General features: G+C 62.5%; 22 protein-coding genes and 4 tRNA genes. 17 read left to right on the top strand and 9 right to left on the bottom strand.

The annotated features are described in order from the left end of the window. Window positions 1-307: 307 nt before the first annotated feature. The 6 genes from A5651_RS09995 to A5651_RS09970 all read left to right on the top strand — a co-directional run bounded on the left by A5651_RS09995 (window position 308) and on the right by A5651_RS09970 (window position 6,410). Window positions 308-1,033 carry a hypothetical protein gene (locus A5651_RS09995; protein ID WP_066978947.1) on the top strand — a complete coding sequence of 242 codons (726 nt, stop codon included), beginning with the start codon at window positions 308-310 and terminating at the stop codon, window positions 1,031-1,033. 362 nt (window positions 1,034-1,395) lie between these two features. Then, window positions 1,396-1,602 carry a hypothetical protein gene (locus A5651_RS09990; RefSeq protein ID WP_066978945.1) on the top strand — a complete coding sequence of 69 codons (207 nt, stop codon included), beginning with the start codon at window positions 1,396-1,398 and terminating at the stop codon, window positions 1,600-1,602. A 171-nt stretch (window positions 1,603-1,773) separates the two neighbouring features. Next, complete coding sequence (locus A5651_RS09985; RefSeq protein WP_066978942.1) at window positions 1,774-3,189, top strand: phage/plasmid primase, P4 family; 1,416 nt, start codon at window positions 1,774-1,776, stop codon at window positions 3,187-3,189. Between the two features lie 75 nt (window positions 3,190-3,264). Next, a complete protein-coding gene (locus A5651_RS24900) occupies window positions 3,265-4,275 on the top strand; it encodes an HGGxSTG domain-containing protein (protein WP_231988633.1) in 1,011 nt (336 codons plus the stop codon). A 111-nt stretch (window positions 4,276-4,386) separates the two neighbouring features. Further along, on the top strand, window positions 4,387-5,064 hold the full coding sequence (locus A5651_RS09975) for a recombinase family protein (protein ID WP_231988632.1): 678 nt from the start codon (window positions 4,387-4,389) through the stop codon (window positions 5,062-5,064). After that, window positions 5,064-6,410, top strand: coding sequence for a site-specific integrase (locus A5651_RS09970; RefSeq protein WP_066978936.1), 1,347 nt, complete (start codon window positions 5,064-5,066; stop codon window positions 6,408-6,410). The genes A5651_RS09975 and A5651_RS09970 overlap by 1 nt, the downstream gene beginning before the upstream one ends. On the opposite strand, the gene A5651_RS25305 is transcribed toward A5651_RS09970, so the two are convergent. The 3 genes from A5651_RS25305 to A5651_RS09960 all read right to left on the bottom strand — a co-directional run bounded on the left by A5651_RS25305 (window position 6,407) and on the right by A5651_RS09960 (window position 9,221). After that, window positions 6,407-7,369 carry a hypothetical protein gene (locus A5651_RS25305; protein WP_156662775.1) on the bottom strand — a complete coding sequence of 321 codons (963 nt, stop codon included), beginning with the start codon at window positions 7,367-7,369 and terminating at the stop codon, window positions 6,407-6,409. The genes A5651_RS09970 and A5651_RS25305 overlap by 4 nt on opposite strands. A 16-nt stretch (window positions 7,370-7,385) precedes the next feature. After that, complete coding sequence (locus A5651_RS09965) at window positions 7,386-8,879, bottom strand: TIR domain-containing protein (RefSeq protein WP_066979085.1); 1,494 nt, start codon at window positions 8,877-8,879, stop codon at window positions 7,386-7,388. 266 nt (window positions 8,880-9,145) lie between these two features. Next, window positions 9,146-9,221 (bottom strand) — tRNA-Lys (locus A5651_RS09960). A gap of 134 nt (window positions 9,222-9,355) precedes the next feature. Between A5651_RS09960 and A5651_RS09955 the strand changes: the two genes are divergently transcribed. The 3 genes from A5651_RS09955 (at window position 9,356) to A5651_RS09945 (ending at window position 9,669) form a co-directional block, all read left to right on the top strand. After that, window positions 9,356-9,428: transfer RNA gene (locus A5651_RS09955), tRNA-Glu, on the top strand. A gap of 35 nt (window positions 9,429-9,463) precedes the next feature. After that, window positions 9,464-9,537, top strand: a tRNA-Asp gene (locus A5651_RS09950). Between the two features lie 55 nt (window positions 9,538-9,592). Then, a tRNA-Phe gene (locus A5651_RS09945) sits at window positions 9,593-9,669 on the top strand. Between the two features lie 15 nt (window positions 9,670-9,684). Here A5651_RS09945 and A5651_RS09940 read toward each other — a convergent pair. Continuing rightward, window positions 9,685-10,695 carry an alpha/beta hydrolase family protein gene (locus A5651_RS09940; protein WP_082943672.1) on the bottom strand — a complete coding sequence of 337 codons (1,011 nt, stop codon included), beginning with the start codon at window positions 10,693-10,695 and terminating at the stop codon, window positions 9,685-9,687. A gap of 107 nt (window positions 10,696-10,802) precedes the next feature. After that, window positions 10,803-11,303, bottom strand: coding sequence for an SRPBCC family protein (locus A5651_RS09935; RefSeq protein WP_066978933.1), 501 nt, complete (start codon window positions 11,301-11,303; stop codon window positions 10,803-10,805). A gap of 128 nt (window positions 11,304-11,431) precedes the next feature. On the opposite strand from A5651_RS09935, the gene A5651_RS09930 reads away from it, so the two are divergent. From A5651_RS09930 to A5651_RS09920, 3 genes are read left to right on the top strand one after another with little or no spacing between them, the layout of a single operon-like run. Next, entirely contained in the window at window positions 11,432-12,790 is a 1,359-nt protein-coding gene (locus A5651_RS09930) for a cytochrome P450 (protein WP_066978929.1), read from the top strand. Beyond that, complete coding sequence (locus A5651_RS09925) at window positions 12,787-13,689, top strand: alpha/beta fold hydrolase (protein WP_066978927.1); 903 nt, start codon at window positions 12,787-12,789, stop codon at window positions 13,687-13,689. Before A5651_RS09930 ends, A5651_RS09925 begins: the two co-directional genes overlap by 4 nt. Then, complete coding sequence (locus A5651_RS09920) at window positions 13,686-14,537, top strand: SDR family oxidoreductase (protein ID WP_066978924.1); 852 nt, start codon at window positions 13,686-13,688, stop codon at window positions 14,535-14,537. Before A5651_RS09925 ends, A5651_RS09920 begins: the two co-directional genes overlap by 4 nt. Here A5651_RS09920 and A5651_RS09915 read toward each other — a convergent pair. Both A5651_RS09915 and A5651_RS09910 read right to left on the bottom strand, forming a co-directional pair. Next, window positions 14,534-15,325, bottom strand: a complete 792-nt coding sequence (locus tag A5651_RS09915; protein WP_066978921.1) for an MBL fold metallo-hydrolase — start codon at window positions 15,323-15,325, stop codon at window positions 14,534-14,536. The genes A5651_RS09920 and A5651_RS09915 overlap by 4 nt on opposite strands. A 32-nt stretch (window positions 15,326-15,357) precedes the next feature. Then, window positions 15,358-15,846: a DUF2834 domain-containing protein gene (locus tag A5651_RS09910; RefSeq protein ID WP_066978918.1), complete on the bottom strand. Its 489-nt coding sequence runs from the start codon at window positions 15,844-15,846 to the stop codon at window positions 15,358-15,360. 69 nt (window positions 15,847-15,915) lie between these two features. On the opposite strand from A5651_RS09910, the gene A5651_RS09905 reads away from it, so the two are divergent. From A5651_RS09905 to A5651_RS09895, 3 genes are read left to right on the top strand one after another with little or no spacing between them, the layout of a single operon-like run. Further along, window positions 15,916-16,518 (top strand): TetR/AcrR family transcriptional regulator, encoded by a 603-nt coding sequence (locus tag A5651_RS09905; RefSeq protein WP_066978916.1) that lies wholly within the window; start codon window positions 15,916-15,918, stop codon window positions 16,516-16,518. A gap of 32 nt (window positions 16,519-16,550) precedes the next feature. Continuing rightward, a complete protein-coding gene (locus tag A5651_RS09900; RefSeq protein ID WP_066978913.1) occupies window positions 16,551-18,110 on the top strand; it encodes an NAD(P)/FAD-dependent oxidoreductase in 1,560 nt (519 codons plus the stop codon). A 43-nt stretch (window positions 18,111-18,153) separates the two neighbouring features. After that, window positions 18,154-19,125 carry an NAD-dependent epimerase/dehydratase family protein gene (locus A5651_RS09895; protein WP_066978910.1) on the top strand — a complete coding sequence of 324 codons (972 nt, stop codon included), beginning with the start codon at window positions 18,154-18,156 and terminating at the stop codon, window positions 19,123-19,125. A gap of 2 nt (window positions 19,126-19,127) precedes the next feature. On the opposite strand, the gene A5651_RS25690 is transcribed toward A5651_RS09895, so the two are convergent. Both A5651_RS25690 and A5651_RS09890 read right to left on the bottom strand, forming a co-directional pair. Next, entirely contained in the window at window positions 19,128-19,292 is a 165-nt protein-coding gene (locus A5651_RS25690) for a hypothetical protein (protein WP_197496590.1), read from the bottom strand. A gap of 33 nt (window positions 19,293-19,325) precedes the next feature. Further along, window positions 19,326-19,679 carry a UBP-type zinc finger domain-containing protein gene (locus tag A5651_RS09890; RefSeq protein ID WP_066978907.1) on the bottom strand — a complete coding sequence of 118 codons (354 nt, stop codon included), beginning with the start codon at window positions 19,677-19,679 and terminating at the stop codon, window positions 19,326-19,328. 214 nt (window positions 19,680-19,893) lie between these two features. Between A5651_RS09890 and A5651_RS09885 the strand changes: the two genes are divergently transcribed. Together A5651_RS09885 and A5651_RS09880 are read left to right on the top strand one after the other, a co-directional pair. Continuing rightward, entirely contained in the window at window positions 19,894-20,622 is a 729-nt protein-coding gene (locus A5651_RS09885; RefSeq protein WP_066979078.1) for an ABC transporter permease, read from the top strand. Continuing rightward, window positions 20,619-21,434: an ABC transporter permease gene (locus A5651_RS09880; protein ID WP_066978904.1), complete on the top strand. Its 816-nt coding sequence runs from the start codon at window positions 20,619-20,621 to the stop codon at window positions 21,432-21,434. The genes A5651_RS09885 and A5651_RS09880 overlap by 4 nt, the downstream gene beginning before the upstream one ends. Window positions 21,435-21,440 lie beyond the last annotated feature (6 nt).

The raw sequence follows: 21,440 nt of genomic DNA, 5'->3' as shown, positions 1-21,440 counted from the left end.
AGAATGTCTAAAGTCGCGGAGCCGGTTTCCGTAGAGAAGCCGCAGAAGCAATATCTCGATATGGACGAAGCAGTGCAGTACCTCCACGATTTAGGTTTGGCCACCGTTACGGCGGATACCGTTCGTACCCACGCCTACCGCACCGGAAAGCTTCCGCGCCCGATTGTGGTAGGGAAACCGCGCCGGTCTTATTGGAAGCGCACGGACCTCGACAAACTAGTCGAGAGCCTCTGAAAAGCCGTTGGCCGCATTAGCCGTCAAACAAGACAACAGGCCGGAAAAGGCCAGGGACTGAGAGGAAAGCGCTGTGACACTACAATTCCGGGACGATAATTTCGCCGACAAGCTGACGGGGTGTGAAGAGCTCACACCGCGCCAAAGACAGGCGGTAGACAATCTTGTTGACGAGCTTGAAGAGGCAGATTTCGCCCAGAACTATCACCAGAACGAACAATCGCAAGCCATTGAGAACAGCAGCTACGGCTACGCACTGTGGCAGGAACTTCTGGCGCGCCACCGCACAGAGGTACAGATGTTGGCCGACTACGGCGTGACGAAGGTTCGCCGGGAGGCGCAGCATCTACGCGGAATGAAACCATATGACCGTCACGATCCTTGGAACCCTGCATGTGAGATGCTGATTGTTGCTAGCGACCCCAGCTACGTACACCCGTTGACCAGCGCATATCCCTTGATCACGGCGATATCTGACAGCAGGTGTTGCGATATAGCCATCACGTCGAAGTGCAACGAACGCGCCGACGACCAGTTGTTCGTCAAGCACGGTCAGATGCTCGGTTTCTGGCACGCCTGCAGCGACTGCGTGGCTTGGCTGCTGGAGATGGCGCGGGTTGAGCACGAGCCCGCTACCGAAGACGACATTGACCGCAGGGTGGAACACTTCCTTGAGGTTTGGCATTGCTTCGGGTACCCCAGCAGGGACCTGACCGGCTTCATGCGCCTGCCGTTGACGGTGCCTGACCGTTGCGGGCGACTGCAGTCAAGAGAACGGCCGAATCTGCGAGTCGTGTAGTCGCGCTTACCGAGCATTGAGCGCTCGCTAGCGCGCCGGAAAGATTTCCGCCGGTGGGCTGGTTGAGCGGCTGGGCTGGGCAGGCCGCGTCGCGTAGGGCAGGTATGCGATTGCAGCGTCGGAATCGGAATCCGAAGCCATACAGCGGCTAATGGATCGGCCGCGTCATATAAGAGCGTAGGAACGTACGGCCCAATACAGGGGCTGTACGCGGCTCTTTCGGCGAAGCAGCTCTTATTGCGTTGTGTACCAATTACTTTCCCGTGTTGAGATGCGGCGTGGCGCGCATTCGTCGGCTAGCCTCGATTTTGCCGCAGGTTGGCGGGCATTCGGCCCGACCCGGCGATTTATCGGAGAGATAAATGACTGCATCAACCCAGCAGTACTACGACCGCGCGGAAGTCGTGGCAATTGCGCGTGCTCGCGGCCTGAAACACATCACCGAAAACTCGGTGATCACAGCGGCCTACGAAGGCCACAAGCCGTTGAAGCGCACAAAAATCAACGGTCGTATCTACTTCGCCCACAACGACGTCGAGGCCTGGCTTGCCGGTGAACGGCTGGACTAACCACCTCTAAAGGATGCAACGTGACCCGCTCAGTCCTGGTGAGAGAGAACGAGTCACGTCGCGAAGGAAGTGACTGCGATTATGCCAGACCCGACAGCCAACGTTGCCGCCGTGGACAGTGCCCATGAGGACGTCGACATTGAAGAACGACACACTAGAGGGCAGGTACGCATGGCTGAGGCCATGCACAAGCTGTTCGCCGAGAAATTGATTCACGTCCCTAGTGTCGGATGGTTCTACTGGGACTCCGTTCGGTGGCGCCTTGACGAACTAGAGAAGTCAACGCGATTCGTCCTCAGAACCTTCAGGCGGGCACTTGTCATTGCCGACCGGAAGCGCAGGCAAGCCAACGAGCTAGCCGACACCGACCCGGCCAAAAGCGAACGGCTGAACAAGTACGCCGAGAAGCTCACCAGCGATGTGTACAGCTGTCAGAGCGCAGCCGGTATCCGCGGTGTCAAAGAGATTGCGCGCTCGGCGTATAGGTTCGCGGTGCGGCCGATCGACCTAGACAACGACCCGTATCTGATCAACGTGCAGAACGGCACACTGAACCTAAAAACCGGTGACTTCCACAATCCGCACGATCCCGCTCACCTAATAACAAAGGTGTGCAACGCCACCTACCACGCGGACCAGTTCGACCCTGCACAGCACTGCCCGAATTGGCAACGCTTCCTCGAAAGCGTCCTTCCCGACGAGGAAGTGCGTGACTTCCTACAGGTTCTGATGGGCCTGGCACTTGTCGGCACCCAGCTCGAACACGTGCTGGTGATCTTCTTCGGCAACGGCCGTAACGGCAAAGGCGTGTTTGAGCGGGTGATGTGCCATGTACTCGGTGACTACGCGGTCACGGCGGCACGCGACCTGTTCACTTCTAGCCCCGGCGCACACTCCACCAGTCAGACGGACCTGATGGGCTCCCGCCTGGCGATCATCAACGAAACAGAGCAAGGCGCGCGGCTGTCCGAGGCGCTGGTGAAGGATGCCACGGGTGGCGGAACACATACAGCGCGCCGTATGAAGCAGGACAACATACGGTTCCATCGCAGTTGGCTGGCCGTGATGGTCACCAACCACGTCCCGCACGTCACAGGACAGGGTGCGGCGATCTGGGACCGCCTAATGGTCATCGACTTTCCACGCCACTTCGCGCTAGACGACCCGAACCGGGTTCCCGACATCGACGAGCAGTTGAAGAAAGAGGCTGATGGAATCTTCATGTGGGCCTATGCCGGACTGCTGCGCTACTGGCGTGACGGCAGCAAGCTAGTCGTCCCGGCCGCTGTGAAGGCTGCAACGCAGGAACACCGACACCGCAACGACAGCGTCGAGCGCTGGATTGACGAGTGCTGCGAACGCGGTGCCGGAAAGGCCTATCAGACCAAAGCCAAAGTGTTGCTTGATGACTACAACGAGTGGGCCAGTGCTGTCGAGGCACACGGTCCGGTCAGTCACCCACGAGCAAAGCAGATGGGCATTCAGGAGTTCCTGCAGACGCTGCGAGACAAAGACTTCAAGCACCTGAAGAACCGCGCGTGCGTGGAGGGGCTGCGGCCGAAGGCGGGCGTCGGAAATGTGTTCTGAGCTGCGGAAAGGTGGTTTTGGTGGTTTTGAAGTATCTGCCTAGATGCCAATGGCGCTGTCGAGCTAGTGAGGCCTATGGGCGAATCAGAGAAAACCACCAAAACCACCTTTTCCCAGCTCAGCGCAGGCGAACAGTCGCGATCTGCGGAAATGCCAGTAGGACAGGAAGATTCGGAGACGCAAATGGGCGACGAGAACAACATCATCGACGTTGAGGCAGAGGAAATCGTAGACAGCGATAACCTTCCGGCTGTCATCCCGAGGGCGAATAGCTATGTAAGCGATACACCCATCGAAGCGGAGCAGGGGCAGAAGACGGCGGACGGCCGGGACTGGCCACACGGTCCAACGCCCGATAGAAGGTGCCGCGCCCACAAGAAGACAGGCGAGCAATGCAAGAACGCAGCAATACTCGGCAGCACCGTGTGCCGCTTCCACGGTGGAGCTGCGAAGCATGTGAAAGCCGCTGCACGAGCGCGATTAGAGAACGCAGCTGACCTAATGGCCAAACAGCTACTCGGCATAGCACTTACCGCCGAAGGCGAGGCGGTCAAGCTTGCCGCTATCCGCGATGCGCTGGACCGGGCAGGCCTGAAGCCGCCTGCGGAAGTCGTACTTTCTCAGGGCGAAACAAAGCCCTACGAGGAACTGTTTGATGACATTGCTAGCGGTACTCGTGCTGAATCTCGTAGAGCTAGAGGCGTTCCGGATACAGACGACGGTTTCGCCGGCTTCGCTATCGGTGCTGAAGGCGTACAGACCCAACCACCTACCCAAGGCGAGGCGCCCGACCAAGGCGAAACCAGTGAAAGTTGCGCGCGGCGGGAATTTCGGAACTCGACCCCCCACCCACGAGACGGTGACTACCAAAGTGCGAGCGTTAGCGGGCAGCAGGAAACACCGTCTGCCGAAGACGGCGCATTGCGACAGCCTAGGCCGCGCGAGACCGGCCGCGAGCGTGGCGCTCAGCCACCCGCACGGCACATCACCGGCGAGGCCGCGATCCGTGCGGCCAACGAGGCGAATCGCCAGATAGGTGCGCTGAAGGCCATCGAAGGACCACACAAGCGGTACCGGCGACCGTAGAGGCGAGAACATGCAGTTCAGGAATTGTAGCCGCGGTTGTACCGGTCGGCTAAAAGTTAAGGCGTAAGGCGCAACCGCTCGGTTACGCCCCAACCGAAGGGGACATACGACATGCCGACGAAGGCAGACACACGAGAACCGGTGCAACCGTTGATGTTTGGCTACACGCGCGTCAGCACCGACGAACAAGCCGACAGGCGTAACGGACTAGAGGCACAACGCGAGACCATCGAATCTGAGGCCGCACGGCGCAGCTGGACTGTTGAGCACTTCGCCGACGAAGGCGTATCCGGCAAGGCCATCGGCCCAAAGCTGCAGGAGGCGTTGCAACTGTTGGCTTCTGGGCAAGGCGACGGTTTGGTGGTCGCGAAGCTGGACCGCCTCAGCCGATCAATCGTAAACGCGGCGAATATCATCGAGGCTGCACAGGCACAAGGGTGGTCGCTGGTGATCTTGGACCTCGGCCTTGACCTGACCACTGCGGCAGGCCGCATGATGGCGATGAACCTCGTCAACTTCGCACAGTACGAGCGTGAGCTGATTAGCGAGCGTACGAAAGCCGCGCTTGCCGCGAAGAAGCGCAGAGGCGAGCGCATCGGAAGACCTAGAGCTGCTGCGGCTTCGGTGATTCGGCGCATTGTGCGGGACAGGGAGGCCGGCTCAACCTACGACGCTATCGCTGCAGCACTTACGGCAGAGAAAGTCCTAAGCCCACTAGGCAATCCGAGCTGGCAGCCGTCCTCGGTTCGGCGCATCTACGCCAGCGCCACGGCGGAGGTGTCCGCGTAATGGCCGCGACGATCCGCAAGCGCACAACCGGCAAGCTCGACAAGCGCGGCAATCCGGTCATCAGCTATCAGGTTCGGTGGCGTGAGCCTGTCCGCGATGAGTTCGGAGCACCAACCGGCACCTTCAAGCAGACGTCCGAGACCTTCGATAGCGAGAAGAAGGCCAAGGCGCGTCTACGCAAGATCGAAGACGAGCTAGACAGCGCACGCGGCGTAGACCCGTCAAGCCAGAAGGCGAAGGCCGATCGGCCGCTAGGGGAGTACGCCAAGCAATACCTGGAGAGCCTGGCGGGCACCATCGACGACAGCACCATCCAGGGCTACGAGAAGATCTACCGCACGCACATTGCGCCAGTATTCGGTAGCAGGCCGGTCGCCTCCATCACCACGGCGGACGTGACGAGTTTTCGCGCGCGGTTGTTGGCGCCACATCAGCGCCGCAGCTTCGTCACGCGCGGCAAGCCGGACCCGAAGCGCAAGAAAACAGTGCAGACAGTCCATCGCTCACCCGCCACGGTGAAGCAGATCATCGGAACGCTGAAGCGCATTCTCGACACCGCGCAGGACGATCAGGCCATCCAAAGCAACCCGGTTGTGTCGGGCCGACGGCACACCACGAAGCGCCGCGCTGTAGCGGGCGAGACTCCGTTCTCCCACCATCCGCTGACCGCCAACCAAGTGGCGTCGGTATGCGACTGGATTGCCAACACCAAGGGCAACGAGGTCTACGCGCTCGCCGTCCTGTTCGCCGCCCACACCGGTGTCCGGGCCGCTGAGCTTCAGGGTCTACAGGTGCAGGACGTCACCTTGTCCACCCACCCCGCCACGGTTGGAAGCATCCGCGTTGTTCGGACTGCTGCCCGAAAGTCCGGAACTTGGGTGTACGGCACACCTAAGAGCGACGCGAGCACCGATCGGGTAGTGCCGCTAGCGCCGTGGCTGGCCGATGAGATGAGGGACTACTTGTCCCGAATCCACCCCTTTGCCCGCAGGTACCCGCACGCGCCGCTGTTTCCTGGTCGGCTCAGCCGCCACAGCTTCGATTGGGCGCATCCTGTCGTGGCCGACAACCTGTACGACAACTACCTGCAGCCCGCGACGAAGGCTCTTGGCCTAGGGTCCGTACGGTTTCACGACCTGCGCCATACCTTCGCGACGATGAACCTGTCGGCGGGCGAGCACTACATGCAGGTTTCCAAGTGGCTGGGGCACTCCAGTTTCGTACTGACCCTATGTACCTATGCCGATTACATCCGTGAGGACGAACTCGCCGCACCGAAGGTCGGCCGAGGCAGTACACACTTCACGAAGAACGTGATGCCACTTGCAGGGCGAGGAGCGAGCTAGCCAAAATGGACCGGCTCACCGGCACCAGCAGGCCAGTCCGATTTCTCAACAGCCAGGACCGCTATACGGAGCGCGTGTAGCTTCGTCCATGCATCTTCCGCCGCGGCACAGTACTCGTGGACACGCAGATCGTAGTGATCAGAGCGCGCTTTTTTCAGAATATCTTCGGGCTTTGTGTGCATCTCACCGGATGAATTTGTCGGGTACGAGTTCGCTTCCTTACGGAAAATAAACTCATCAATTGCGCATAGTTCAACAAGCGGATGAAGCTGCGGAGACATAGCATTCGCTAGAAGCGCATTCGTACCATGAGGCAACCATGCAAGACCGCATTCTAGGCGTTGCAGCCGGATATATTGGTCAAGTACATGCCATTTGGATCTTAGGTCCGACCACGCCCATTGGAAGCCTTCTGTAGTCAGAGGCCGGCCTACACCTTGCTTACCTGTGTAAATCTCTCCGACGAAATATATACGCTGAGTGTATAAAACTTTCATTCTCTCCGTAACTTCATTTGCGAGCCGAGAGTAGGTCTGTTGATCTGGTTCATTTAGGTTCTCATAATCGATAAGGAGTTTCGTTATGCCGTTGCTTACTTTCTTCAATCCTTTTGTTTCTAATAATGCTTGAACCCGATCGCTGGACGCAAGCTCGAGTGAACCCTGCCTGAAATCATCCCACGCCAGAGCGGTCAATCTATTGACCCGCTCAAGCGCAACTCGTTCTTCACGTTGAAAGGTAAAGGTGGCCAACACAACTAGTGCAAATGGCGCGCCGATCAGAAATCCAGTTAGCCCAGACCAAATGTTGGGCAGGAAGTTCAAGCCGTCTAACCACTTCGGCTTAATTTCGTCCAAGACCAGGCCGACTGTCAGCGCGGCGACGCCCAGCACTAGCGACACAACTAGAACAAGGCGCGTAGAACGCCTGAAGTCATTGAATGTGTCCCAGAACTCCATGGATCGCCCTAAGCCGTCATTGCCTTCCGCTGCGCGCCGACTCAGACAGTTTCGCCGCGATGGCTCCGGCAATCTCGCGCGCCTGGGCCGCCAAGTCCCCTTGTGGATCAAACCTGCGTCCACCGATATTTCTCAGTGGGTCGAAAGCGTTTTCTGGCACTTTGGTCGAAACGATAGGGATTACCTCAAAAGCCTCGATCCGGTGGACGTAATTCTCGGATTCGAACAAGGTCCACTTCTTTAAGCCATATTTCTCGCCCAGTATGGCTACTACAAAACGGCTTTCGGTTGAATACTTCGGGCCTAGCACCGCCTCAACGTCGTTGGCCATGATTTTAGATTCTTCGCTCTTGTCATAGAACACGCTTAAATCGTGCTCTTCGAGATAATTTCGGAGGTGCTCTGCGAACTCTCGATCTTCACCGGCGAAAGATAACGCTATATCGTATGGCTTCTGTGGCTGAAGATTTGTGAATCCGACTTCATCCGTAAATCGTGGCCAGTCAATGTTTCGCAAGTAATACATCAACTGCGGATCTTCGATTGACAGAGTGTGATTAATGACATTGTAGTGGAGAATCTCAGAAATAGCCGGTGACTCGAATAAGTAGCTAATGTAATCTTGGTCAATTACCTGCCGGACACTGATTTCCTGCATTTTGTGCCGCCGGGCTTCTTCGTCGAGATTTATTGTCCAATCGGAGGATTCGGTCAGCCACTTGAGAATATGAAAGTACGGAGCTCTGCCAGATGGCCGGAATTTGTTCCCCCGGGCAAAGGAAATTAGCGGATCCTCAAATCGTGTCCGTTGACGTTCTACCACTTGACGACGGGCCGACGGATAGGAAGTCGTAACCGGCGTTAGCGATTCGCACCTTTCCGTTACCTGCTGTTGTACACAGATTTCGTGACAAAGTAGCTGTGCAACGTAAAAGCTGCCTTGTGAACCGTCCACGATTGCTCCTCGCGCCTCGATGCTGACGTTTAGCGCGGACTCGCCCTTCGTGATGAGCTCCTCGATCTTTGCGTCGGGCTCTTGCTCAAACTGAATGCGATCGATGCGGTTGACGATATCTGTAGAGAACCTAATTAGGCCTACACCAGCCTGGTTGATACCAACGACGACCAGCTTGTTATCAGGATCCTCAGTATCGGCTAACACCTTGAGGTAGTCGGCGAGCATCTTTTGGTCGTCCGCAGGCAGTCGATGGAAATCGTCAACAATTACTGTTCCAATGTTGCCCAATTCCGGAAGAGACCGAATGAGTTCGAGGTCGCTCGGCCGTCGCGCCGAGAGGCTGGTGACCTTAGCTTCAATGTCGAGTTCCTCTAAGGCCCTATGCACGGCAGTCGACTTGCCAATCCCTGACGGCCCCTCGACGACGACGCCGCGACCTGGCGTACGTAGTGCGACCTTCAACTTGGTGTCGTTACTAGGCGTTACGAAAGTGTGAGTCGGTACTCCGGAGATCTTGAATACGTGTTCAACACGGATCACGTCGTCTGTCATGGTCTTTCTTGCCCCGCCCTGTATATGCCTTGCGCCTCCAAGCGTGTCGGACACGGTATCGAATGGCAACGACCCTTCACGCTGAACACGCCTTGGTCACCGTCAATAGCCTGCATAGGTCAGCGGCTGGCCCGAAGTTGTTGCGCGGTAAACCTAGAGTTGCACTCTGTCCACTTGTGGACCTGCTGTGGACGTGAGCGCCGCTTGTGCGCGCGCCGGGTGACGTCCGCTGCCCGCCAGTAGCGCCACGACTTGGACGTTTGGCTTGGTGCCCCCACCAGGGCTCGAACCTGGGACCTGCGGATTAAAAGTCCGTAGCTCTACCAACTGAGCTATAGGGGCGATGTGGATCTGCGACCCAAGAAAGGATACTGCCTCCCCGAACGGATCCCGTTTGAGGATTGGGGTCCCGGTACCCTAAGCTATCGAAGCTCCCAGCGTCATGGCGTTGCGAGTACCCCGGAGAGATTCGGCTGGCCCCCTTCGTCTAGCGGCCTAGGACGCCGCCCTTTCAAGGCGGTAGCGCGGGTTCGAATCCCGTAGGGGGTACACGCTCGCGGGTACGCGAGGATGATGTGTAGCAAGGCCCTGTGGCGCAGTTGGTTAGCGCGCCGCCCTGTCACGGCGGAGGTCGCGGGTTCGAGTCCCGTCAGGGTCGCTCACGGCGGCGAGGCACTCGCGCAGGCGAGGAGCATGCGACATCGGTGCCGTCGGGCCAGGTAGCTCAGTTGGTACGAGCGTCCGCCTGAAAAGCGGAAGGTCGCCGGTTCGATCCCGGCCCTGGCCACCAGTCAGCGGTGAACAACTAGCGCGAACCCAGCGCCGGGCCGATCGTCGTGTGCCACGACTCCTGCATCTCCGCCTCGAACAACCCCCACGTGTGCGAGCCCTCGGGCCGGACGACGAAGTTGACCGGGACGCCTGCCGCCGACGCCGCGTCGGCGAACTTCCTGGTGTTGTTCAGCACGATGCCCTCGATGAGCCCGCCCGTGAAATTCCCCGCGCCGGGCGGAAGCCGGTCGACGTCACCTTGATTGCCTGCGGCCGCAGCGGCATACACGCCGACGCCCTTGAGCTTCGTGACGTTCTTCGACGGGTCGTGCGCGACCCACAGCGGGTCGCCGAGCGGGCCCCACATCGCCTCTGCGCTCGCGCCGCCGCCCGCCAGCGTCAGCGAGACCTGTTGTGCCGCCTCAGGATCCGACGGAGCCGGAAAGCCGCTGTAGGAACCGACCGCCCGGTACAGGCCCGGCGCCTGCACCGCGTAGTCGATCGCCGTACCGCCGGTGCTCGACAAGCCGCCCACAGCGTTGCGGCCGTTGGTCTTGAGCTCCTTGTTGATCAGCGGCGGCAGTTCCTTGGTCATGTAGGTCTGGTACTGCTTGCTGCCGTCGGCGACCCAGTCGGTGTACCAGCTGAACTGCCCGCCGAGCGGGGAGACGACGTTGACGTTCTTGTCGGCGAAGAAGCCCTGGATGTCGGTCATCCCGAACCAGCTCTTGGAGCCGGGCTCGAAATGCACGCCGGGGTCGAGGTTATCGCCGCCGTCGATGCCGGGCAGCAGATAGAACGTCGGCGCGTTCGCCTTCGGCGCCTTGTAGACGTCGTTGACGACGACCTTGTTCATCGACGGCGAGAACACCGAGATCTTCACCCACCGGTCGTTGACCTGTTCGATGCCGGTGATCGAGGCGCCGCCCGGCGCCGCCGTTGGTTCGGCCATTGCGGCCGGGGCGGTAAACAGCGTGGCCGCAACCACCATCAGGAACGCGAGCAAACGAAGTACGGGAACACGATTCAAGATCGGCGGCGTCACGGGTGGATTATGTGGTGAGCGACATCACCTAGCAACCGGACGCGCATGGCGAAAAAGATCACACCGCCCCGGGCATCCGGTTAGCCGGAAACCGTACGCGCAGAGCATTACTCGCGCTTAGAATGCTTGGCCCAATATCGCTGGCCGTCGCCAGGAATGCGTGCGAACGCGGCCTTGATGACAGGTGCCAGCACTCGGAACGGAAGCGCCAGCGCCTTGCGCGGTTCGATCGCCAGCGTCCAGGTGAACAACGTGTCGTTGCCGTCGGGTTCGACGACATAGTCCTCGGCGAAACGGGTGAACAGCGGAAGCGTGGACTCGTAAACCGCGAACGACTTGCGGCGGCCGTTCTCCCACCGGAAGAAACGTTCGCGCATCGTCGCGCCCGGCGCGTCGACGTCGCGGGTGGTGCCGATGCCGAAGGGACGAGGTGACGTCCAGGTGACCTTCTTGACCGTCGGACCCCATGCCGCAATCGACGCGTCCGACGTCAACTGCTCCCAGACCTGCGCCGGCGTCGCGGCGAAGCGCTTCTGGTAGACGAAAACGTGTGCGCCCGACTCGAAGAAGTCGGCATCGGCGGGTTCGAGCGAATACCAGCGCGTCATAGTGGCCCAGCATGCCGGATCCCCGGCCCGGCCGCAGCTGCTATTGCACGTATGTCGAAGGGGGTTGTCGTCGGCGGTACGGTCGCGTACCGTATCTGGTACCTCGGAGTACCACCGCGGGAGGGGATATGGGCGAGACGACCACCGATCCGGTGCGACTGCCGCCGGGACCGCGGATCCCGAAACTCGTCACGGGCGTCGCGTTCCTCACCGCCCGGCATCGTGCGGTCGCTGCGATGGGGCGCCGGCATGGCAGTGCGTTCACGGTGAAATTGCCGATCTTCGGCCAATCCGTCGTCATCAGCGATCCGGTGTTGATCAAAGATCTCTTCACCACCAGCAGCGACCTGGTCGGTCGGGCATCCACTCTTGGCACCGTCCTCGGTCCCGGATCAACGTTCAGCCTCGAGGGCGACAAGCACCGCGCGCGACGCAAGCTGCTGGTTCCGCCGTTTCACGGTAAGCGCATGGCCGGCTATGAGGACATCGTCGAAGAGGAAGTGCTGCGCGAGATCGCTACGTGGCCGCAGGGGCAGGAGTTCGCGACGCTGCCGTCGATGATGCGCATCACCCTCAACGCCATCCTGCGAACCGTGTTCGGCGCGCAGGGCAACGCGCTCGACGAATTGCGTGAGCTGTTCCCCCCGATGATCCCGTTGGCGTCGCGAATGGCCCTGATGCCGAGCGTTTTCCAGCGCGATCTGGGCCCGTGGAGTCCGTGGGGGCGGGTCAAGCGCTACCGCAGCCGCTACGACGAGATCGTCGCCGGCCTCATCGCCGACGCGCGCAACGACCCGGCGGTCGACGAGCGCACCGACGTGCTCGCCCTGATGCTGGCCACGCGGTACGAAGACGGCTCGCCGATCAGCGACGCCCACATTGCCGACGAACTTCTCACGCTGCTGTCAGCCGGCCACGAGACCACCGCGACCACCCTGGCATGGGCGATTGAGCGGCTACGCAGACATCCCCTTCTGCTGAGCCGGCTGACTTCCGAGATCGACGCGGGTCGACCGGAACTGCTGCAGGCCACGATCTGGGAAGTCCAACGGGTGCGGCCCGTCGTCGAGGCCACAGTCAGGGTGACACGAAAGCGAATCCGGTTGGGCGAGTGGGTGATTCCGGAGGGCCGCGTCGTGATCGCGAGCATCACCATGTCCCATTCGTCCGAGGCGAACTTCGCGCACGCCGAGACGTTCAACCCCGACCGTTTCCTCGGGGCCAGTCCTGACACCCATACCTGGATTCCCTACGGCGGAGGCATCCGTCGCTGCATTGGCGCCGCCTTCGCGAACATGGAAATGAACGTCACGTTGCGCACCCTGCTGCGCGAATTCGACTTCGGCACAACGTATGCCGCGGGTGAACGGATTCACTCGCGGGGTGTGGCGACTGCACCGGCACGCGGCGGCCTCGCCGTGGTCTACCGACGAAAGGTGGGATCGAAATCAACGACTCGCAACAATCCGGAACGGGTATCGGCATGACACCCGAGCAGGTGATCGTCGACGTCGGCCGTGGCATCGAGCTGTGCTACGAGCAGATCGGCGATGAGAACGATCCCCCGATCGTTCTCGTCGGCGGCCTGGGCCAGCAGCTGCACGGCTCGTGGCCAAGCGAATTCGCCACTGCGCTTGCCGCACGGGGATTTCGGGTGACCAGGTTCGACAACCGTGATGTCGGCCGGTCCACGCACATGGACTTCCCGCCGCCCAAACCGTTGGCCATTCTGCGCGGAGGCAGCCATCCGCGGCAGTATGACCTCGGCGACATGGCCAAAGACACCGTGGGGCTGCTCGACGCGCTGGGTTACCAGGACGCCCATCTGGCCGGTATCTCGATGGGCGGCATGATCGCCCAGACGGTGGCCGCGCACTATCCGGGCCGTGTCAAGACGCTCACGTCGATCATGTCCACAACCGGTGCACCGCGCATCGGCCGCCCGGCATGGTCGACCTGGTGGCGGTTGGCCACGTCCAAACCGCCACGGACCCGCGAGCAGGCGATCGAACGAGATCTGGCCATTTTCCGCCACATCGGTTCGCACGGTTATCCGTTCGACGAACAGCGCGTCCGCGAGCGGGCGTCCATCGGATGGGATCGTGACCGAAGCAGCGCGGGCACGCCGCGCCAGCTCGCCGCGATCTTCAAGTCGGGGGACCGCACGGCCGAACTCGCCCAGATCGATGTGCCCGCGCTGGTCATCCACGGTGACCGCGACCGGATGGTGAACCCGAGCGGGGGCGCCGCGACGGCGCGTGCCATTCCCGGCGCGCGGTTGGAGACCATCGTTGGCATGGGTCACGACCTGCCGGTGGGCGCATGGGACCGCGTCCTGGACCTCATCACCGAGCACGTCGGTGCGTCTCTGAAGGAGCAACAATGAGCACCCGCCGCAGGATCAGCGGCCGCACGGTCGTCATCTCGGGAGCGGCTTCGGGGATCGGTCGTGCTCTGGCGCAACGACTTTCGGAGCACGGCTGCCCGGTTGCCCTCACCGACATCGACGAGCGCGGCTTGAAGGAGACCGAGGCCAGCCTCGCCGGTCCCGCTTTGACGCGGGTGCTCGACGTCCGTGACGCCGATGCACAGCTCGATTTCGCCGGCGAGGTGCGCGACTGGGCGCCGGCCCCGCTGGGTGCGGTGTTCAACAACGCCGGCGTCGCGTTGGCATCCACGGTGCTGGACGCGGTGCCTGACGACGACAACTGGCTGTGGGACATCAACTTTCACGGTGTCGTCAACGGCACGCGGGCGTTTCTGCCGATTCTGGTGGCACAGGATTCCGGTGCCATCGTGAACACCTCGAGCGTGTTCGGGCTTGCGGGTATGCCCAAGCAAAGTGCTTACTGCTCAGCGAAGTTCGCCGTCCGTGGGTTCACCGACTCGCTGCGTCAGGAACTGCGGGGTACCGGCGTGACGGCAATCAGCGTGCATCCGGGCGGCATCAACACCAACATCGTGCGCAACGCCCGGTTCCGCGAGGACCCCGACGGCCGCGGCCGCAGCCATGAGGACATGGTGCGGGAGTTCGCGGCGGTCACCATGACCGAGCCCGACAAGGCGGCCGAGATCATTCACCGCGGGGTGGAGAAAAGCAAGGCGCGCATCCTCATCGGACCCGATGCCTACCTCTTCGACATCATGACGCGGGTGACGCCCACGCACTACCTCGAAGTGATCGGCCGTGTCGAAGAACTGCTGCGGCGGCGGGCACGTCAGCAGCTGAACTAGGACACCTGCGCGGTTTGCCTCGCGCGTTCGTACAGCGCCAGGTCGTGGGCCGAGACCATGATCAGGTCGTCGTCGCAGCTGCGATACAGCTCGGCGAGCCGATCATGGTTGTCGTGCATCCTTTTTCGGTCGAACGCGACAAGGGTCTCCATCGCCCAGAGGCTGCGCGGCACCCGCGAGCCGTCGAGGTAGCCGTGGTGATAGAAGGCGTCCCCGCAGTGCAGCACCCATCTGTGGCCGGCGTCGACGGCGATGCAGACGTGGCCCCGGGAATGTCCGGGCAGCGGGATGAGCACGATTCCTGGGGCGATCTGCGAAAGCTCCTTGGCTGACGGGAAGCCGCGCCACGCCTCACCGTCCGGGCTGTGCTCGACGATGCGGTCCGAAGCCCATCGTTGGCGGCCGTAGCGCACCGCTTCGCCGCGGGTCGGCGGCCTGAACGCCGCAAATGCCTCCGCGGCCGTGACGTGAACTTGCGCGTCCGGGAAATCCGATGCGCCACCGACATGGTCGGAGTCGAGGTGGGTGAGCACGATGTGTCGGACGTCGTCCCGACGGAAACCGAGACGCTCGATCTGGTGCACGGCCGCTTCCTCGGGTGCGAACACCGGTCGGGTGAAGTGCCGGACCGGCCCCACGCGCCCGGCCGGATCGTCGCAGTCGGCGAGGCCGAAGCCGGCATCGATGAGGACCACACCGTTATCGGTCTCGACCACGAGCACGTGGCACACACATGCCGGCGCACGTGGAGGGTGCATGGTTCCACAATTGATGTGATGGACCCTCACGGGATCCAACTCTAAGCCGACCGGCGGCTAGGTCAGGACACCGATTCTGCGGGCACGCGCTTGTGCCGCCGCTGCCGCTCGACGGCGGCCAGGTAGAACGCCCATGCCGAGGCCGAACTGCCGAACAGGATGAACCCGATGTAGAGCCATGCGTTCTTGATGCCGCGGCGGCGGCCGTCGACGATCACCCACACGGGAAAGATCAGCACGCTCATAAAGGTGTAGTCCTGGCTGGCCGAACTGGCGGCCGGATTGTCGTAGCCAAGGGCAATGAACTCTGACCAGCTGCCGGGCCCCCAGAGGAAGTTGTGCATGCCGCCTGCGGGCGCGTACTCCGCGATGTACTGGTTGTTGAAGTAGTAGCCGAGGACGATCGAGGCGACGCCCACGACGTAGTAGAAGACCTCCAGCTTGGACATCTGCGGGCCGGAGGAGAAGCGGGAGAAGATCGCCGGATTCAGTTTGACGATCGCGGCGAACGTGGCGAACCCGAGGACCAGGTGAATGACGAGGGCGACCATAGGCGGAGTCTCGCGACCGTCATGAGTTTTGTCAATATTGACATAACGGCTGTGGGGTACCTTACGGCCATGGTTCGACCGGCTCAGACTGCGCGCAGCGAGCGCACCCGGGAGGCGCTGCGGCAGGCGGCGGTGGTCCGCTTCCTGGCCCAGGGCGTCGAGGGCACCTCGGCCGAACAGATCGCCGCCGACGCCGGGGTGTCGCTGCGAACCTTCTACCGCCACTTCTCGTCGAAGCACGATCTGCTTTTCGCCGACTACGACGCAGGCCTGCATTGGTTCCGGACGGCGCTGGCGCAGCGCTCGCCCGACGAGTCGATCATCGAGTCGGTGCAGTCGGCGATTCTCGCTCGGCCGTACGAGGACTGGGCGGTGGCCAAGATCCCGAAGTTGCGGGCCCAGGAACTTGATCCCGGCCGCATCGTCCGGCACATTCGCCAGGTCGAGACCGACTTCGCCGACGCCATCGAGGAGCACCTCGGCGGTGAACACCCGCCGAAGCCGGGAACCGACGACCGCATGCGAATCACCGTCATCGCCCGCTGCATCGCCGCCGCGGTGTTCGGTGCGATGGAGGTTTGGATGCTGGGGGAGGACCGCTCGCTGCCCGAGCTGTCCCGGCTGACGGGCGAGGCGCTGCAGACATTGCAGACCCAGTTTCGTCAATATTGACAAAACTCCCGCCGTCGTGCCAGCCTCGGGCAATGGCGGACTTTGACGCGATCGTCGTCGGCGCGGGCCACAACGGCCTGACTGCGGCCGCACTGCTGCAAAAGGCGGGGCTGCGCACCTTGTGCCTGGACTTCAAGCTCTACGCCGGCGGAATGGCTTCCACCGTCGAGCTTTTCGACGGGTTCCACTTCGAGATCGCCGGGTCGGTGCAGATCCCCACGTCGGCGGTCGTCAGCCGTGAACTCGGGCTCGACGCGCTGCCGACGGTCGATTTGGACGTCATGTCGGTGTCGCTGCGCGGCGTCGGCGACGAACCATTGATCTACTACACCGACCCGATGCGGCTGCTCACCCACCTCAACGAGGTGCACGGCGCCGAGGCCGTCAACGGCATGGCCGGGCTGATGGCCTGGGTGCAGGCCCCGACGCGGGCGCTGGGCCGGTTCGACGCCGGTCGGCCACCCAAGACACTCGACGAGATGTATGCCTGTGCAACAAACGAATTCGAGCGCTCGACGATCACCGACATGCTTTTCGGATCGGTCACCGACGTGCTCGACCGGTATCTGCCCGACCGCGAGAAGAACGGCGCGCTGCGCGGCATGCTGTCGTTGTTGGCGTGCAACACCACCTACCGGGGGCCCGCGACTCCCGGCACGGCCGCGGCGCTAGCCTATGGCTTCGCCGTCCCCGACGAGAATGCCCTGCTGGTCAAGAAACTACGAGGCGGCATCGGTGCGCTCACCAAGCATCTCCAGGAGCTGTTCGCCTCGCACGGCGGCGAGCTGCGCCTGCGCAGCAAGGTCGCCGAGATCCTGGTCGCCGACGGCCGGGTCACCGGGGTGCGCGTGGAGGACGGCCCTACGATCACCGCACCGATCGTCGTCTCCGCCATCGCGCCCGACCTGACCGTCAACGGCCTCATCGACTCCGCCGCGGTCCCCGCCGACATCCGCGAGCGCTTTTCCCGGTCCGACCACCGGGGCAGCTATCTTCAGATGCACTTCGCGCTGGACGGCGTTCCGGAGTTTGTCGCACCTTACGAGGTGCTCAACAATCCCGAGATGCAGTCCAACATCGGCATTTTCAGCACACCGGAGGAGCTGCAGCAGCAGTGGCAGGATTGCACCCACGGCATCGTGCCGGCCGACCCGTCGATCGCCCTGCAGATCCCCTCGGTCAACGATCCAGGGCTCGCCCCGGACGGCAAGCATGCAGCGTCGGCGTTTTCGCTGTGGTTTCCGATCACTGACGGCGAATCCAGCTACGGCGAGATGAAGGTCGAGATGGGTCAGCGGGTGATCGACAAGATCACCAGGCTGGCGCCCGACTTCGAAGATCTGATCATCAGGCATACCACGTTCACGCCCAAGCACATGGGCACCATGTTCGGCGCGCCGGGCGGCGATTATTGCCACGGCCTTATCCACCCCGACCAGATCGGGCCGAACCGTCCAGGGCCGAAAGGCTATGTGGACCAACCCATTCCGATCGGGGGACTATACCTCGGCAGTGCCGGCTGCCACGGCGGTCCCGGTATCACGTTCATCCCCGGCTACAACGCCGCCAAGCAAGCGCTGACCGACGGTTGAACCCGCACGTTTCACCACCCGCAGATCGGGAAACCCGCCGACCATGGGGTTGACGGTCGCAGTTACGGGGCCCACGGGAGACATCGGCATCTCGGCGGTGCACGCACTCGAGCAGCATCCCGATGTCGACCGCATCATCGGCATGGCGCGGCGACCCTTCGATCCTGCCGACCACGGATGGACCAAAACCGAGTACCGCCAGGGCGACATCCTCGACCGCGACGCCGTCGACGCGCTGGTCGCCGATGCCGACGTCGCGGTCCATCTCGCCTTCATCATCATGGGCTCGCGCGAGGAGAGCGCCCGGGTCAACCTTGCGGGTACGCGCAATGTGTTCGAGGCGGCGGTGGCGTCTACGCCCACACGGCGCCTTGTCTATACATCGTCGGTCGCCGCCTACGGCTACCACTCCGACAACCCGATACCCATCACCGAGAACGTGCCGCCGCGTGGCTCGCCCGAGCACTACTACTCCGAGCAGAAGGCGGCATGCGAGGCGGCGCTGGCCGAGATCACCGACGGCTCGGGGCTCGAGGTATACGTTCTGCGGCCGTGCATCGTCGCCGGACCCAAGGCGACCGCGCTCGCCGAAGCCATGCCGTGGAACCAGCTACCCGACGTCGTCCGCAAGGTGACGGGAGTCCTCAAGCCGCCCTTCCCCGATCCGGGAACCCCGGTGCAACTCGTGCACCACGACGATGTCGCCGCCGCAATCGCCTTGGCCGCAACGACTTCCGCGCCACCGGGCGCCTACAATCTTGCCGGCGACGGGGTGTTGTCGATGTCGGATGTGGGTAGGGCGCTTGGCGCGTGGCCCGTTCGCGTGCCGCACGTCGCGGTGAAGGCGACCTCCGAAGTCGTTGCCCGGCTGCCGTTCGTCCCGTCCGCGCTGGAGTGGCTGCACGCAGGGCGAACCTCGGTGCTGATGGACACTTCCAAGGCGAAAACTCAACTCGGCTGGACACCGAACTACACAGCGGCCGAGACGTTGTCGGGTCTGGCGTCGGCGCTTTAGAGTTACTGCGTCTCGTCGCCGGTGTCGGCCGGACCGCTCGGTGTGGCGCCGCCCTCGTCGGACCAGTCGCCGCTACCGCCGGAGCTCCTCGCGGGATCACTCACCACGTCGTCGTCGGCGCCCTTCGGGCTATCGGCTTCGGTAGATGCAGGCTTGTCTTTGCTCACCGAACGGGACTACCCGGTGGGTGTCGCTTTCATTCAAATGCTGCGACGGCGCAACTGGTCGGCCCAGTCGCTCGGAACGCGGCCGCGCGGACCCGGCGCGGTCTCTTCAGTGGGTCGGCACTCGGGCGCCGCCAGCTCCGGGCCGTCGTAGTACTCGTTCGTGCGGTAGTTCCAGAACCAGTCTTCACCGGGTTCGAACGAGCGGATGATCGGGTGCCCGGTCTCACGCCAGTGCGCCGACGCATGGCGCGCCAGCGAGTCATCGCAGCAGCCGATGTGCCCGCACGCCGCGCAGCGCCGCAGATGCACCCACCACCCGCCCACGGCCTCGCACTCGGCGCAGCCGGTGCCGCTCGGCGGCGCGGCCGGGTCGATGTCAGCGCTCATGGGCTGTGAGCCTACTGCCGAAGCATCCGGCATCTGACAACAGTAAGAATCGCCGAGATTCGCTCAGACTGAGCTAAAGGTCACCCATTCTGGTCACCTGCTTATTTGATTATTGACGTGCGTGTTTCGCGCCGGGCTGCCTTTGACGGCTAATGGGTGTCGCCCTAATGTCCGCGCGGTGACGGGCATAGCGTGGTCCAAACCCGCCTTCGCGATGGGCGATTTCGTCGTGCTCGCGGGCGAAACCGCCGCCGCCACATTCCGGGCTCCGTTCGCCTGGCGCGAGCTGCTCGACCAGATCTGGTTCGTGGCGCGGGTGTCGATCGTGCCGACGCTCGTGCTGTCGATTCCCTACACCGTGCTGATCGTCTTCACCCTCAACATCGTGCTGATCGAGGTCGGCGCGGGTGACCTCTCCGGGGCCGGTGCTGCGCTGGCCTCCGTCACCCAGGTCGGGCCGGTGGTCACCGCGATCGTGGTATCCGGCGCCGGTGCCACCGCGATGTGCGCCGATCTCGGGGCCAGAACCATCCGCGAAGAAATCGACGCCATGAAAGTCATCGGGGTCAACCCCATCCAGGCGCTCGTGGTACCGCGGGTGTTCGCCGCGACTTTCGTTGCGCTGATGTTGTATTCGGTGGTCGCGGTCGTGGGCCTGTTCGGCAGCTACTTCTTCGTCGTCTTCGTCCAGCACGTCACGCCAGGCGCGTTCGTCGCAGGCATGACCTTGCTGACCGGTCTGCCGCAGGTGATCGTCTCACTGGTCAAGGCGCTGTTATTCGGGCTCTCGGCGGGGCTGATCGCGTGCTACAAGGGCCTGCATGTCGGCGGCGGACCGACGGCGGTGGGTACCGCTGTCAACGAAACCGTCGTATTCGCCTTCATGGCACTGTTTCTCATCAACATTCTGGCCACCGCGTTCGGCGTCAAGGTGGCACCGTGACCGTTGTCGACAAGGCGGTCGAGCGTACGCGCAAACTGGGGGAGCAGACGGCCTTTTACGGCCAGGCGCTGGGCAGCACCCCGGAGGCCCTCCGCCGGCATCCGACCATGGTGTTGCGCCAGATCGCCGGAATGGGCATGGGCACCGGCGCGCTGGCCGTGATCGGTGGCACGGTCGTCATCATCGGGTTCCTGACGCTGTCCACCGGTGCCCTGATCGCCGTGCAGGGCTACAACACTTTGTCGAACGTGGGCATCGAAGCCCTGACCGGTTTTCTGGGTGCATTCCTCAACGTCCGGTTCATCGCGCCGGCGACCGCGGGGGTGGCGCTGGCCGCGACCATCGGCGCCGGTGCCACCGCGCAGATCGGCGCCATGCGCATCAACGAGGAGATCGACGCGCTGGAGGTGATGGGAATAAGCCCGATCACCTACCTGGCCTCCACCCGCATCGTCGCCGGGGTCGTCGCGGTCATCCCGATCTACACCGTCGCGGTGCTGATGTCGTTCCTGGCAACCCGCTTCGGCACGACGGTCATCTACGGGCAGTCGCGCGGTGTGTACGACCACTACTTCGACACGTTTCTCCAGCCGACAGATCTGTTGTGGTCTTTTACCGAGGCGGTGGCGATGGCGGCCGCGGTGATGGCGGTGCACACTTACTACGGCTACACCGTCACCGGCGGACCGGCCGGGGTGGGTGAGGCCGTCGGCCGCGCGGTGCGGATGTCCATCACCGCAGGGGTATTCATCCTCTTGACGATCACGCTGTCCGTGTACGGGCAGTCTGGCAACTTCCACCTGTCGGGATGAGCGGCC

Source organism: Mycobacterium sp. 1274761.0 (assembly GCF_001668615.1).
Taxonomy (GTDB): Bacteria; Actinomycetota; Actinomycetes; order Mycobacteriales; family Mycobacteriaceae; genus Mycobacterium.
Note: the sequence above shows the minus strand (reverse complement) of the source record. Positions and strands in the feature narration are given on the sequence as shown.